The sequence below is a fragment of the Prevotella sp. lc2012 genome (assembly GCF_900107065.1).
In the GTDB taxonomy this organism is placed as follows: Bacteria; Bacteroidota; Bacteroidia; order Bacteroidales; family Bacteroidaceae; genus Prevotella.
Map to the genome: position 1 here is coordinate 312,603 of NZ_FNUF01000003.1, position 13,746 is coordinate 326,348.

Annotated in this window: 11 protein-coding genes; 2 read left to right on the forward strand and 9 right to left on the reverse strand. The window is 54.9% G+C overall.

Annotated features, from left to right (window positions below):
* The first annotated feature begins 76 nt into the window (after positions 1-76).
* Complete coding sequence (locus BLU99_RS12285) at positions 77-2,014, forward strand: glucuronyl esterase domain-containing protein (protein ID WP_176771086.1); 1,938 nt, start codon at positions 77-79, stop codon at positions 2,012-2,014.
* Here BLU99_RS12285 and BLU99_RS07965 read toward each other — a convergent pair.
* The 9 genes from BLU99_RS07965 to BLU99_RS08005 are packed head-to-tail and all read right to left on the reverse strand — an operon-like array spanning position 2,001 to position 11,016.
* Positions 2,001-2,993, reverse strand: coding sequence for an AMP-binding protein (locus BLU99_RS07965; RefSeq protein ID WP_091900897.1), 993 nt, complete (start codon positions 2,991-2,993; stop codon positions 2,001-2,003). The two genes, BLU99_RS12285 and BLU99_RS07965, sit on opposite strands and share 14 nt — an antisense overlap.
* Entirely contained in the window at positions 2,984-4,003 is a 1,020-nt protein-coding gene (gene menC, locus BLU99_RS07970; RefSeq protein WP_091900898.1) for an o-succinylbenzoate synthase, read from the reverse strand. Before menC ends, BLU99_RS07965 begins: the two co-directional genes overlap by 10 nt.
* A gap of 48 nt (positions 4,004-4,051) precedes the next feature.
* Entirely contained in the window at positions 4,052-4,903 is an 852-nt protein-coding gene (menB, locus tag BLU99_RS07975; RefSeq protein ID WP_091900899.1) for a 1,4-dihydroxy-2-naphthoyl-CoA synthase, read from the reverse strand.
* Between the two features lie 4 nt (positions 4,904-4,907).
* Entirely contained in the window at positions 4,908-6,473 is a 1,566-nt protein-coding gene (gene menD, locus BLU99_RS07980) for a 2-succinyl-5-enolpyruvyl-6-hydroxy-3-cyclohexene-1-carboxylate synthase (RefSeq protein WP_091900900.1), read from the reverse strand.
* 34 nt (positions 6,474-6,507) lie between these two features.
* Positions 6,508-7,572 (reverse strand): isochorismate synthase, encoded by a 1,065-nt coding sequence (locus BLU99_RS07985; protein WP_091900901.1) that lies wholly within the window; start codon positions 7,570-7,572, stop codon positions 6,508-6,510.
* The gene (locus tag BLU99_RS07990; RefSeq protein ID WP_091900902.1) at positions 7,569-7,985 is read right to left on the reverse strand and encodes a PaaI family thioesterase; all 417 of its coding nucleotides are present in this window, start codon (positions 7,983-7,985) and stop codon (positions 7,569-7,571) included. The genes BLU99_RS07985 and BLU99_RS07990 overlap by 4 nt, the downstream gene beginning before the upstream one ends.
* Positions 7,986-7,987: 2 nt before the next feature.
* Positions 7,988-8,968 (reverse strand): ROK family protein, encoded by a 981-nt coding sequence (locus BLU99_RS07995; RefSeq protein WP_091900903.1) that lies wholly within the window; start codon positions 8,966-8,968, stop codon positions 7,988-7,990.
* Positions 8,969-8,999: 31 nt separating this feature from the next.
* Complete coding sequence (locus BLU99_RS08000; protein WP_091901139.1) at positions 9,000-10,004, reverse strand: ROK family protein; 1,005 nt, start codon at positions 10,002-10,004, stop codon at positions 9,000-9,002.
* A gap of 31 nt (positions 10,005-10,035) precedes the next feature.
* On the reverse strand, positions 10,036-11,016 hold the full coding sequence (locus BLU99_RS08005; protein ID WP_091900904.1) for an ROK family protein: 981 nt from the start codon (positions 11,014-11,016) through the stop codon (positions 10,036-10,038).
* Between the two features lie 968 nt (positions 11,017-11,984).
* Here BLU99_RS08005 and lysS point away from each other — a divergent pair.
* Complete coding sequence (gene lysS, locus BLU99_RS08010) at positions 11,985-13,712, forward strand: lysine--tRNA ligase (protein WP_091900905.1); 1,728 nt, start codon at positions 11,985-11,987, stop codon at positions 13,710-13,712.
* The last annotated feature ends 34 nt before the right edge of the window (positions 13,713-13,746 follow it).

Sequence of the window (13,746 nt, forward strand, 5' to 3'; positions counted from 1 at the left end):
CGTTTACCAACCTTTATTGTATTTTTGTGGTCATAAGCACAACCATATCTTTTCATTCACTTAAAAACCAAGACTTATGAAGAAACTTCCTACCCTTACCCTCGTGCTACTCACCTGCTTAGGAGCATCAGCACAGGTTCTCTCACCTCTAAGCGGCAAGACAAGAACAGCCACAGACATCCCCCTTGTTTACGAGGTGGAGAACACAGGTGAGAATGTTCATCCCGTCCTGCCGACCAAGGCTGAGGGACGCAGGATTGACCCTCTGCCAGACCCTCTGGAGTGGTCTGACGGCAGCGGACGTGCCACAGACTTTTCCGACTGGGCACAGCGAAGAGGCGAGATTGCCAAGGAGATCCAGCATTACGAGATCGGCACCAAGCCTGCCGTCGCTTCCTCGGCCGTCACTGCCAAGATGGATGTCGACACACTCAGGGTGACAGTCACCATCAATGGCGAAGCACTGGAGCTCAGTGCGACCATCCACTACCCCTCGACAGGAGAGGCCCCCTATCCTTTGATGATCGGCATGGATAATATCAGTCTGACGAACACGCTCATCACGTCAAGACCTATCGCCTACATGAACTTCTCGTCGTCACAGGTCAATGGCTACAGTCAGTTCTTCGACTCTGGCAAGCGCGAGTTCGAGCGCCTCTATCCTGAGCTGGTAGGAAATGGAGCCTACAGCGAGTGGGCATGGGGACTGAGTCGTCTGATCGACGGTCTCCAACAGCTTAGTCCTGAGGTCTCCAAGATCGATACCAAGCATATCGGCGTTACAGGATGCTCCTATGCTGGTAAGATGGCCCTTTTCTGCGGAGCCTTCGACGAGCGAATCGCCCTGACCATCGCCCAAGAGCCAGGAGGTGGCGGTGCCGCCGCATGGCGTTTCTCACGCGTACTCAACAAGGATGTTCTCGATGCTGGTGATTCTGGTGTGGAGAGTCTTGACCGTACCGACTACCACTGGTTCATGGAGAAGCTGAAGAACGAATACGGAGGCAAGGATGTCTCCTACCTTCCCTACGACCATCATGAGCTGGCTGCGATGGTGTGCCCACGTGCTCTGTTGATGCTTGGCAACCCCACACAGATATGGCTGGCCGACCAGTCGGGTTTTGTCTCCATGAATGCCGCAGCAAAGGTATGGGAGCAATACGGCATCGGCGACCGTGTAGGCTATTCCTTCGTTAGCGACCACGGCCATTGTCAGTTGCCGGAGACTCAAGAGCCTGAGGTCGAGGCCTATCTAGACCGTTTCCTGCTCGGCAAAGAAGATGTCAACACAAACGTACGTATCGCCTCCGACTTCTACCTGTCTACTGCCAACGGCACAAAGGTGGTTGCACCAGAAGCCGATCTCGACTGGTGGATGGGCTGGTGGGGCATCCGTGAACCAGGAGAGTTTGTGGAGCAGACCTACGTGCCCAACGGTCCTGCCATCGGCACCAAGGAGCAACTGCCACTACTCACGAACTGGTCGAGTTCCGTCACAGGTGATGCTGCCGCCGATGGCAAGATCTACAGCGGCACCGCCACGTTCTCTGGCCAATGGGGCGAGATCGGAGGTTCCGGCTGGGGCTGCGATGTCAACCAAGGCACCAAGCACATCATCACCGTCAAGACCTCAGAGCCACTGCCAGAAGGTCTGCAATGGAAGATCTCGCTCAGAGACGAGTTCGGGGAAGCACAGGCAGAGATGTATCCACCCATCCAGGCAGGTGTCAACGAACTGGTCTATGAGTTGACCACCAGCTACTCCTATTTTGCCATTCAGCGCTATGGACAGGAACGGCTCACCGTTCCCTTCGAGAGCGTCACACGTGAGGTCGTGGAGAACACAGAAAGCAGTATCCGCACCATCGACAACGACGATCAGAAGAAGGTCGTCAGTCGACAGATCTATTCTGTCGCAGGCATGCCCCGTAAGAGTCTCGCCAAAGGAGTTAACATCTGCAACGAGCAGTTAGAAGACGGGCATACGCGCACTAAGAAAGTTATTGTAAAGTAGAGTGTCTCGCAATCTCTAATATCCGCTGGCGGGCAGGCTTTCCAGTCTCCGTCAGCGGAATTTTGTCTACATGGATATAACCACGAGGACGGAGATATCCGCTCAGCACCGTCTCACAGACGGCGCGCGCCTCGTCAGCCGGCCCTTCTGTCAGCAGTACCACGATCTCGCCGAACTTTGTATCCGCGCGCTTGGTGATGATATAAGGCGCCGAGAGATGAGGGCGCAAAAGACGCTCCACCTCCTCCGCCTGGATCTTGATACCACCAGAGCAGATTACGTTATCCTTCCTTCCGAGGATACGGAAGCGAGTCCCCTGTTCCGTCTGTACCAGTTCGACGATATCATGGGTCACAAGACATTCCGCACACACCTCTGGCGCATCGATGACCAGACAGTCGTCGGCCGAGACACTGACACCCACCGAAGGGAACGGCGTATACCAGTCTGACGCCTCAGGCCCGTTGATGCGACGGAGTGCGATATGCGAGAGGGTCTCCGTCATACCATAGGTGCTCCACACGGCATTGGGGAAGTCCTTCAGTCCTTCAGTCAACGACACGTCGATAGCCCCACCTCCGATAATCAGATGTCGTATCCTTCTCAGACGCTCGCGCTCCTCGTCAACCTGTAATGCGTTGTAAACCTGCAAGGGCACCATGGCAGCGAAGGTGAGCACATCCTCCTCAGCGACAGCCTTCTGGAGCGGATGTCCCGAGGGTGGAACCGTCACCAGTCGCAGACCGCGTTCCAAGGCACGCACCACCATCATCTTACCAGCGATATAGTCAAGCGACATACAGAGCAGGGCCGTGTCACCTTTGCGCAGACCGAGGAAATCGTTCGTGCGACGGGCCGAGGCCAGCATCCGTTGCTTCTCCACGAGCATCGGCTTCGGTGCGCCCGTACTACCACTGGTCTGCACGTGCACATAAGGTGAGGCGTTATTCCACTCCTCGAGGAACTGCTCTAACGACATCGCCACAGTCTGTCGCCACGTATCTCGAGTGGCATCGGGATATTATCCGTGAACAACTGGCCCGTACCCAACCCCTGCGGCATACCGATATGGTCGCCATACACCTCCGAAGCAAACTGAGCGATGGCGTTCAGACCGACATTACTCTCCAGCGCCGAGGTGATCCATGAGCCGATACCCAGGTCGGCCGCGATGTCGATCCACTCCCTGCACCCCATCATACCACCGTGGAGCGAGGGTTTAAGGATGATATATCGTGGTTTGATCATCCCAAGCATATGACGCTTCATTTCCGGATCATTCATACCTATCAGCTCCTCGTCGAGCGCGATGGGCAGGGGCGACTCCCTACAGAGGTCAGCCATATACCCCCACTGTCCGGCCTTGATGGGCTGCTCGATGGAATGGATATTATACTGCGACAACAGCTCCAGCTTATAGAGCGCCTCCTGATAAGGGAAGGCCCCGTTGGCATCCAGTCGCAACTCCACCTCATGATGCGTGAAGCGAGTCCGTATTCGTCTCACCAGATCCAGCTCCTGCTCGAAGTCGATGGCTCCGATCTTCAGCTTCACACAATGGAAGCCCTGTTCGAGCTTCTCCTCCATCCGACGGAGCATCTCTTCATAATTACCCATCCAGACCAGTCCGTTGATGGGTATGCCCTCCTCACCCCGACTGAAGGACGTGTCAAAGAGTCTGTCTCCCAACTTCAGATTGAGCAAGGCCGTCTCCAGTCCGAAGAGCATCGAGGGGTAGTCGCGCAGGTAGTCGTAGTTCACGATACCCGTGTCGCAGACCTCCTCGCACACCTTACTCAATATACTCTGATACCTCTCATCCTCCAAGGCATCACAACTCAGATCAGGCAGGGGCGCACACTCCCCTACTCCCTGACGCTCCCCGTCAGAGAGCAGCACCAGCCAGATTTTACGCGTGGTATACACACCTCTGGATGTCCCTGCTGGCTGCTTAAAATGCAGCACTCTTTTCTCTATTCTGTATTTCATTGTTATAAGTTTTCTGGAGTCGGGAGACAGCTCCCTGAGATCAACATCCTATGGCAGCTTCGGATATTTCTTGAAGTCAGGCTTCCGCTTCTCGAGGAACGCCTTTCCTCCCTCCTGCGCCTCGTCGAGGAAGTAGTACAGCATCGTACAGTCGCCAGCCAGCTCCTGGATGCCCGCCTGTCCGTCGAGCTCGGCGTTCAGTCCGGCCTTGATCATACGCAATGCCAGCGGCGAGCGCTCCATCATAATCTCCGCCCACTCCACGCACTCGTCCTCGAGACGCTCGATGGGTACCACCTTGTTCACCATCCCCATCTCCTCGGCCTCCTTGGCCGTGTACTGCCTACAGAGGAACCATATCTCGCGGGCTTTCTTCTGTCCCACGATCCGCGCGAGGTACGACGAGCCGAAGCCCGCATCAAACGAGCCCACCTTAGGTCCCGTCTGTCCGAAGATGGCATTCTCCGAGGCGATGGTCAGGTCGCACACCAGATGCAGCACATGACCGCCGCCGATGGCATAGCCGTTCACCATGGCAATGACGGGCTTGGGCAGGCGCCGTATCTGCATCTGCACGTCGAGCACACTCAGACGTGGTACACCCTCCTCGTCGACATAGCCGCCCCGTCCCTTCACATGCATATCGCCCCCCGAGCAGAAGGCATGCTTCACGTCGGCGAGCTGCTGTCCCTCTGGCACCTCCGACATGGCACCTGTCAACAGCACCACACTGATGTCCTGCATCTCCCTGCACAACGAGAAGGCCTGCGATAGCTCCCAGGTGGTCTTCGGCGTAAAAGCGTTGCGGTAACGCGGTCTGTTGATGGTGATCTTCGCGATACCGTTATATTCCTCGAACAGTATTTCCTTAAACTCCTTGATAGTTTTCCACTGTCTCATAGCTTCAAATTTTTACTTGTTTCAATGATTCATAATAGTCCTTGACGACACGCGTATCCTCATCGACATCCGTGAACACCTCCAGCAGCATGGGGCGTCTGCTCTTCGAGTCGACCAACTTTTCGATACCCTTCTTCAGATCCCTCATGCTTTTTACCTTCATGTAGTCCACCTTGTTCTGCGCACAGATACCCTCTGCCGTGGTGTGGTGCTTGGCAGCCACGAGCGTGTCGCGCGCCTCACTGTTCTCCAGACCCTTCAGCGTGTTGAAGATACCCCCACGTCCGTTGTTCAGCAAAAGGATACGCAGGTTCCCGCGCAGGTTCTGGTTCCACAGCGCATTCTGGTCGTAGAAGAAACTCAGGTCGCCGATGACACAGAACACCTTCTTGTCCGTCACGCACGAGAAGCCAGCCGCCGTCGACAGCGACCCGTCGATGCCGTTCACGCCCCGATTACAGAACACCTCATGCTCGGCATAGGTGTTCGCCAGACGGATGGCCGTCGAGTTCGCGTAATGCACGTACATATCCTCAGCCTGGCCGATCTTCTTCTCAAACAGTTTCACGGCCGCCATCTGCGAATAGTCAGGCTGGTAGGCATTCACGTGATCCCTGATCCTGTCCAACAAATCTTTCCACTTCTCCACGAAGTCAATCTTCCGCACTTCCAGCACCGTAGTCAGATAGTCCTCCACATCACTGCGGCAACCCTCGATGACATATGTCAGGTTCATGAATGGGTCGGCCATCGTTCCCGCCTCGTTCACCAGCCAGCTCTCCTTGGCCCTTCTCAGGTATTGCTTCAGGCGCTTGCTCACGACAGAGCCACCCATGTTCAGCACGAAGTCGGGTGTGTAGCTCTCATCATCGGCCACGAGATACACGGCCTCGTCCATCAGCGCGTTCAACGGCTGCCCACTAAGCAGCAGCGGTCGTTCGGCCTGCAGGAAGTGCAGGGTGACAGCGGCAGCCTCGTCTTCCGAGAGTTCGTTGGCTGTGCAGTCGATCTCCCGTTCCTCAGGCAACTTCTTGACGGTGAACTCGAACAACGGCTCCGTAATGGGCACGTTGATATGTACGGGGCCACCGCCGTGATGCAATGTCTCCAGCAGCGCCTCGTTCACCAAACGGTTACAATACCAGTGTTCTTCCTCATTGTGCGGCTCAGGCAGCGTCACCGCCTTGCGCACGAACCGTCCGAGAGCATCAGGCTGTGGCAACGTCTGTCCGTCCAACTGGTCTATCCACTGCGGCGGACGGTCGGCCGATATCACGATCAGCGGCGCGCACTGGTAATACGCCTCCGCAACGGCAGGTATCAGGTTTAACAAGGCTGTGCCACTGGTCACACACACGATCACAGGCAAGTTCTCACCGAGCGCCATGCCCAAGGCATAGAAGCCCGCTGAGCGCTCGTCAGTCACAGGGATGCACGTGATCTCAGGGCACTCGTTGAGGTTGTGCACGATGGCTGCGTTCCTACTACCTGGGCACACTACGGCGTGCCTCACTCCAAACGTCGACAGCAGTGACGTCAGGATGTTCACATTTTCTTTATTGCTATACATAGTATCACAATTTAAAATTTAACAATAAAATGAATTAATATGATAATTGATTATCCAATATTCGTCTCATGGTCTCCATCTTCGCCTCTGTCTCCTGCCACTCCAGTTCCTCGGAGCTCTCCTTCAGCAGTCCACCACCGGCATAAAGCCGATAGCCGTCCCTCGCGATGTTCATGCACCGCAGCGACACATAGAGGTGTGTCTCCATCTCACCGATCATCCCCATGAATCCCGAGTAGTAGCGCCGAGGGGTATGCTCGTTATGGGTGATGAAACGGAAGGCCTCGCGCTTGGGCAGTCCGCAGACCGCCGGAGTGGGATGGAGCACCTGCAACAGGTCGCCGATATGCTGGTTGTCAGGGAGCGTAAACGTGAAGTCGCTCCTCAGGTGCACCAGGTCGGCCGCCCGAACCGTCCGAGGCCCCTCCTCGTGGAATTCGCTGGTAAACTGCTCCAGGCACTCCGTGATATATGTGGTCACGATACGCTGCTCCTGGATGTTCTTCGTGGTCCACGTGGCTGTCTCTCCCTCGCCTGCCAGACTCTCGCCTTCCAGTCGCATGGTACCAGCCAGAGCGATGGTGCGCCAGTGGTTATCCTGTCCTTCCAACAAGATCTCAGGCGTGGCCGTCAGCCAACAGCCGCTCTTGGCCGTCCAGACAAGGGCGATGAACATACGCGGATAGCGCTCACAGGCCCTCATGAACAGCGCCTCGGGCGACAGCGCCTCTGTCTGCGGCTCGTCGGCACACCGTGCCAGCACGATCTTCTGGAAAGTGCCCATGCACAGCTGCGCGTGGAAATTAGCAAAGTCGATAGCGTACGAGTCTCTGCTACCCCCGGCCGTCGGAACTGCGTCCAAAGGCGGTATCGCCCCTTGCAGTCCCGTGATGCCCTCGCGCAGATCGACGATCGTCACCTCGTCAGGCTGTATCAGCAGGATGGGCTGCCCCGTCTTCACCTCAAAGGGCGCCATCACGAACCCCTGTCGCCCGTTCAGCTCCTGACAGGCCTTCAACTCCGTGGGCTCCCCTGTCGTCTGACGGACGCAGGTTGCCTCCATGGCATAAGGCAGTCGGAAAAGTGCGAATCCTGTCATCCCTTCTTCTGTCTGATGATATAGTTCGTCACTCGGACATTCGAGATCAACTCTCCCGAGGTATCTTTGATATCCACGTTCCACACATGCAGGGTCTTGCCTTTATGCAACATCCGCGCATAGGCCGTCACGGTATCCCCTTCGGCTACGGCCTTCACATGACTGCCGCTGACCTCTATGCCCACACAAGCGCAGTGCGGACAGAGCGCCGACGAGCCCACGCCCGCCACGTTCTCCGCCAATGCCAGCGATGCACCGCCGCTCAGGAAGCCGAAAGGCTGCCTGTTGCGCTCGTCGACTCTCATCCTTGCCATACAAGTATCAACCTCGGGAGTGGAGATGAACTCCATCCCGAGGGCGGTACTCAGATTCGGTTTCTGCTCTATGATTTCTTTGATTCTATCTACGTTCATTCTTATTTAAACAGTGAATATTCTGGTACGCTCCATGCCAGAGCACTCGCTCCCAGCACATCGCGCTCACGATCGTCCAGTTTCGATGTCAGCAACTTCACCTTTCCGCGAAGGTTGCCAAACACATGTTCCTCCATCGACTCATAAGCCGGATCCGTCAGCCATCTGCCAGCCTTCGAGATGCCACCCGTCAGGATGAACGCCTCAGGGTCGATGAGCGAGGCATAGTTGGCCAGTCCGATGCCCAGCATGTAACCCGTGCGCCGGAACACCTCGATGGCCATTTCGTCGCCCTTGTTACAGCAGTCGCAGATGGTACGCGGCGACAATTTCTCCAACTCGCGCAACATTGACGGACCACTGTTCTCGGCCAACACCTCCTGGGCGGTGTTCACGATGCCTGCAGCACCCACATACGACTCCAGACAGCCCTCGTGCCCACAAGCACACTTTCGTCCGTGATCCACGATACACGTATGACCGAACTCACCCGCGAAGCCCAGATGCCCCTGATGGTCCCTACCCGACGAGAAGAAACAGCTGCCCACACCCACGCCCAGGCTCACCAATACGAAGTTCGACATGCCGTGCGCATTGCCGAAGGTATACTCGCCCAGCGCCGATATATGCGCGTCGTTCGATAGTCCCACGGCCAGTCCCAGTCTGTCGCGCAGCATCGCTGCCAGAGGTATCATCCCCTTCCACGGCAGGTTGGCCGCATTCTCGATACAGCCCGATACCGGACTGGCACTCGGCGAGCTCACGCCGATCGAGCGGATGGTCTCATAGCCTCCGTTCTCCTCGACCTGCATCACGATGCGCTCACTGAGCACTGTCACAAATTGGTTAATGTCAGGATAGTCTTCCGTAGAGAAGGAATTCTCCGCCAGGATATTCCCGCGGATATCCACGATTGCATAGGTAGTACGTTCATTGCTGATATCGACACCAACAACTCTTGTCTTGATATTAAACTCTTCCACAGTTTTAGTAAAGTATTATGATATAGTTGACTTATTTGAACAGCGAGTACTCCTTCACGTCCCATGCCAGAGCACTGGCGCCCAGCACGTCGCGCTCGCCTTCCTTGAGGATCGAGACGAGTATTCGTGTCTTGTTTTTGATATTCTGGAAAACGTGCTCATCAAACGAGGCGCGCATGGGCTTGAGCAGCCATTTGCCTGCCGCCGTCATGTCGCCCGTCAGAATGATGGCTTCCGGATTCAGTATCGAGGCATAGTTAGCCAGTCCGAGTCCCAGCATATCACCCACGCGACGGAAGGCCTCGATGGCCAGTTTGTCACCCTTGTCGCAGCAGGCCGCTATCGAGGCAATATCCTTCTGGCACAAATCGCTCAGCATCGTGGGCTCGTCGGCCTCCGCCATCAGCTCGTCGATGGTGGTCAGCAGTCCCCTGACCGAGCAGTAGGTCTCCAGACAGCCCTTGCGCCCGCAGCCGCACTGGCGTCCGTTCACCTCGACACAAGTATGTCCGAACTCACCTGCAAAGCCGTTATATCCCAAGTGCGGATGCCCGTTACTGAAGAAGCAACTTCCCAGTCCGCCGTGACTAATCGACACCACGACGAAGTCCTGCATCCCATGCGCACTGCCGTAGGCCTTCTCGCCCAGGGCCGTGATATGCGCATCGTTGGCCACAGCCACCGCCAGTCCCAGTCTGTCGCGCAGCATCGCTGCCAGTGGTATCACGCCCTTCCATGGCATGTTCGCCGCGTTCTCTATACAGCCCGTCACCGAACTGGCGCTAGGCACGCTCACGCCGATGGAGCGCACCGTCTCGTAGCCGCCGTTCTCCTCGACCAGCATCATCACCTTGTCGCTCAACACCTTCACATAGTCGTTGATATCCGGATAATCAGCGGTGACAAACCGATCCTGAGCCACAATTTCTCCCCTGACATCCACCACCGCGAAGGTAGTCCTTGAAAGACGGATATCGATACCTACCACACGTGTCTTAATCTGATCCACGATCTCAACACCATCTACTTGATCCATTGCCACCATAACTGAATTAGATTACTGTTTACTACTTAAATAATGAATACTCTTTCGCCTCCCATGCCAGCACACTGGCGCCCAGTACGTCGTGGGTCTCGTCGTCTAGCTCCGAGAGGAGGAACTGCACATGTCCAGAGATATTGGGGAAAACATACGATTCAAACGCCTTCTTGGCCGGCTCGAGCAGCCAGTCGCCCGCCTTCGACACGCCCCCTGCGAAGATAAACGCCTCGGGGTCTACGAGCGACGCATAGTTGGCCAGGCCCATGCCCAGCACCTCGCCTGTACGACGATACACCTCCTGTGCCAGTTTGTCACCCTGCTCACAGAAGGCTGTGATCATCTTGGGTGTCAGCTCTTCCACGCCCCTCATCAGCGAGGGCTCAGCGGTCTCGCTCATCAACTCACGAGCCGTCTGCACGATCCCACGCGCACCCGTGTACGTCTCTAGACACCCGTGGTTGCCGCAGCCGCACTGTCGACCGTCCAGCGCCACACACGTATGTCCGATCTCACCGCCCATACCGTCGTTGCCCTGGTGCGCTACACCGTTCGAGAAGAAGCAGCTGCCCATGCCACTACCCAGCGTGATCAGCACGAAGTTCTGCATGCCGTGAGCGCAGCCGAAAGCATGCTCACCTAAGGCTATCGCGTGCGCATCGTTGGCCACGGCCACAGCCAGTCCTAGTCGTCCGCGCAGCATCGCTGCCAAGGGTATCACCCCTTTCCACGGCAGGTTGGCTGAGTTGATGATACACCCCGTCATATAACTAGCACTGGGTGCACTGATGCCCACCGCGCGGATGGTCTCATAGCCCCCATTCTGTTCCACCAGATCGAGGATATGTCCGCTCAATGCGCTCACGAACCCATGCACGTCAGGATAGTCATTGGTAGGAAAACTCTTCTTGGCGAAGATATCCCCTTTGGCATCCACGACAGCATAGGTTGTCTCCTCCAGACTGATGTCTACGCCGACAACACGCTTTTTGACCGCTGCTTGATCCATTATGATTTTTTAGTTACTGTTTGGCAAATATATACATTTTTCACAAACCCACCAAATCTTTCGTCTATTTTTTTTATTTTTCACAAATATCTTCCCGCTTCCTAAGCCTGTCGTGCTCATCCTCAGGTCGCTCGCGACCAACGGGATGCCATATCCGAATCATGATTTCGGACGAGCAAGAAAAAACGGATATATTTTTTTGAAAAAGATTATTTCTAGGGAAGTACATTCCGCCTTGATTGGACAATTGGACAATTGGACAAAATGTTTTTTCTTTGTCGTAACCAAGACAAAGAAAGGATATAATTAATATTATATATATATTATATTAATTATATTATATATTATAATATATAATATAATTAAATTATTGTCATTATTACTGTCTATTCCAATCGAATTTTAGTTTTGTCCAATTGTCCAATTTTGATTCAACGTTTTTCAGGGCAAGACGGTCTAAGGCCTCAGTAAAGCAAATATTGGTAGAATAAATTTACAAAATCGTCACTTCCGAAGGTGCGGCTACAGAAGGCTCCCTGCAGCGTCGCAGTTGGCTCGGAGGAAAACGGGTGTTTCATCGGTGGAGATTCCTACTTTCCCCGAAGGAAACTCCGAGGGCGCTGAAACGCCCTGAAATCGGGGCCTTACGCTCCTCCAAGCACCTGATAAATTTTGTTTACTTCCGTTAGGAACGTACGATTATTTTCCTTCGCGGTCATGTTTATAATATAAAAATGTTTGGTACTTACCCTGGAAAAATGTATCTTTATGATAGAAATCGCGAAGTTACTTGTACTCGGCATAAAAAATAAGTGAACTTATTTTGTTCTGCGCTCGTTTTTTCGTAACCTTGCCATCAAAGATGGCGAAGTTACCCCGTCTCGGCAAAAAAAAGAAACGAGTTTCTTTGTTTTGCGCTCGACTTTTCGTAACTTTGCACCCAAATAGCAAATATTCGAATATTAGACATGAACGTTTTAGAGTTAAGTGAACAAGAAATCGGCAGGCGACAGAGCCTGCAAGAACTACGTAACATGGGTATCGACCCGTACCCTGCCGCAGAATATCCCACCAACGCCTTCAGCACCGACATCAAGGAGGAGTTCAAGGACGACGAGGAGCGCGAGGTGGTGATCGCTGGTCGTATGATGAGCCGTCGTGTGATGGGCAAGGCCAGTTTCGTGGAGATTCAGGATAGCAAGGGGCGTATTCAGGTGTATATCACGCGCGATGACATCTGTCCCGGAGAAAACAAGGATCTTTATAACAATGTATTCAAGCGCCTGCTCGACATCGGTGACTTCATCGGTGTGAAGGGTAAGGTGTTCCGCACTCAGACGGGTGAGATCAGTGTACACGCCGCAGAGCTGACACTGCTCTCGAAAAGCCTGAAGCCGCTGCCGATCGTGAAATACAAGGACGGGGTGGCATACGATAAGTTTGACGACCCAGAACTGCGCTACCGTCAACGCTATGTGGACCTCGTGGTGAACGATGGTGTGAAGGACACGTTCCTGCAGCGTGCCACCGTGCTGCGCACCCTGCGCCGTGTGCTCGACGAGGCTGGATACACCGAGGTGGAGACACCGACGCTGCAGATGATTGCCGGTGGTGCTTCTGCCCGTCCGTTTATCACCCATTTCAATGCCCTTGATCAGGATATGTATATGCGTATCGCGACGGAGCTCTACCTGAAGCGTCTGATCGTGGGCGGCTTCGAGGGCGTGTACGAGATCGGCAAGAACTTCCGCAACGAGGGTATGGACCGTAACCATAATCCCGAGTTCACTTGCATGGAGCTGTATGTGCAGTATAAGGACTACAACTGGATGATGTCGTTCACCGAGAAACTGCTCGAGACCATCTGCATCGCCGTGAACGGTAAGCCCGAGCGCGAGATCGACGGGAACATCGTGAGCTTCAAGGCGCCCTACCGCCGACTGCCGATCCTCGAGGCCATCGAGGAGAAGACGGGCTTCGACTGCAATGGTAAGAGCGAGGAGGAGATCCGTGACTTCTGCAAGTCGAAGGGCATGGACGTGGATGAGACCATGGGTAAGGGTAAGCTGATCGACGAGCTGTTCGGCGAGTTCTGCGAGGGCACGTTCATCCAGCCGACGTTCATCACCGACTACCCCGTGGAGATGTCGCCGCTGACGAAGATGCACCGCAGTAAGCCGGGACTGACCGAGCGTTTCGAGCTGATGGTAAACGGTAAGGAGCTGGCTAACGCCTACTCGGAGCTGAACGACCCCATCGACCAGGAGGAGCGCTTCGTGGAACAGATGAGACTGGCCGACAAGGGCGACGACGAGGCGATGATCATCGATCAGGACTTCCTGCGCGCACTGCAGTACGGCATGCCTCCTACCAGTGGTATCGGCATCGGCATCGACCGTCTGGTAATGCTCATGACGGGTAAGACATTCATCCAGGAGGTGCTGTTCTTCCCGCAGATGAAGCCGGAGAAGAAGATGCCGCAGAGCAGCGTGGCCGAGTGGGCCGAGATCGGCGTAGGCGAGGACTGGGTGCCCGTACTGCGCAAGGCGGGCTTCAACCTGATCTCGAACATCAAGGACGAGAAGGCACAGGGCCTGCAGCAGAAGATCGGCGACATCGTGAAGAAATACAAGCTGGAACTGCAGAAGCCTTCTGTCGATGATATCGCCAAGTGGATCGAAGCCGCAAATAAGTAATCATAAGTTCAAAGTTTAAAGATCAAAGTTCAAA

What these genes read in the sequence shown, in the direction of transcription:
- BLU99_RS08000 (WP_091901139.1), bottom strand. Translation starts at nt 10,004, where the DNA reads ATGGATCAAGTAGATGGTGTTGAGATCGTGGATCAGATTAAGACACGT.
- BLU99_RS07985 (WP_091900901.1), bottom strand. Translation starts at nt 7,572, where the DNA reads ATGACAGGATTCGCACTTTTCCGACTGCCTTATGCCATGGAGGCAACC.
- BLU99_RS12285 (WP_176771086.1), top strand. Translation starts at nt 77, where the DNA reads ATGAAGAAACTTCCTACCCTTACCCTCGTGCTACTCACCTGCTTAGGA.
- menC (WP_091900898.1), bottom strand. Translation starts at nt 4,003, where the DNA reads ATGAAATACAGAATAGAGAAAAGAGTGCTGCATTTTAAGCAGCCAGCA.
- menB (WP_091900899.1), bottom strand. Translation starts at nt 4,903, where the DNA reads ATGAGACAGTGGAAAACTATCAAGGAGTTTAAGGAAATACTGTTCGAG.
- lysS (WP_091900905.1), top strand. Translation starts at nt 11,985, where the DNA reads ATGAACGTTTTAGAGTTAAGTGAACAAGAAATCGGCAGGCGACAGAGC.
- BLU99_RS07990 (WP_091900902.1), bottom strand. Translation starts at nt 7,985, where the DNA reads ATGAACGTAGATAGAATCAAAGAAATCATAGAGCAGAAACCGAATCTG.
- menD (WP_091900900.1), bottom strand. Translation starts at nt 6,473, where the DNA reads ATGTATAGCAATAAAGAAAATGTGAACATCCTGACGTCACTGCTGTCG.
- BLU99_RS07965 (WP_091900897.1), bottom strand. Translation starts at nt 2,993, where the DNA reads ATGTCGTTAGAGCAGTTCCTCGAGGAGTGGAATAACGCCTCACCTTAT.
- BLU99_RS08005 (WP_091900904.1), bottom strand. Translation starts at nt 11,016, where the DNA reads ATGGATCAAGCAGCGGTCAAAAAGCGTGTTGTCGGCGTAGACATCAGT.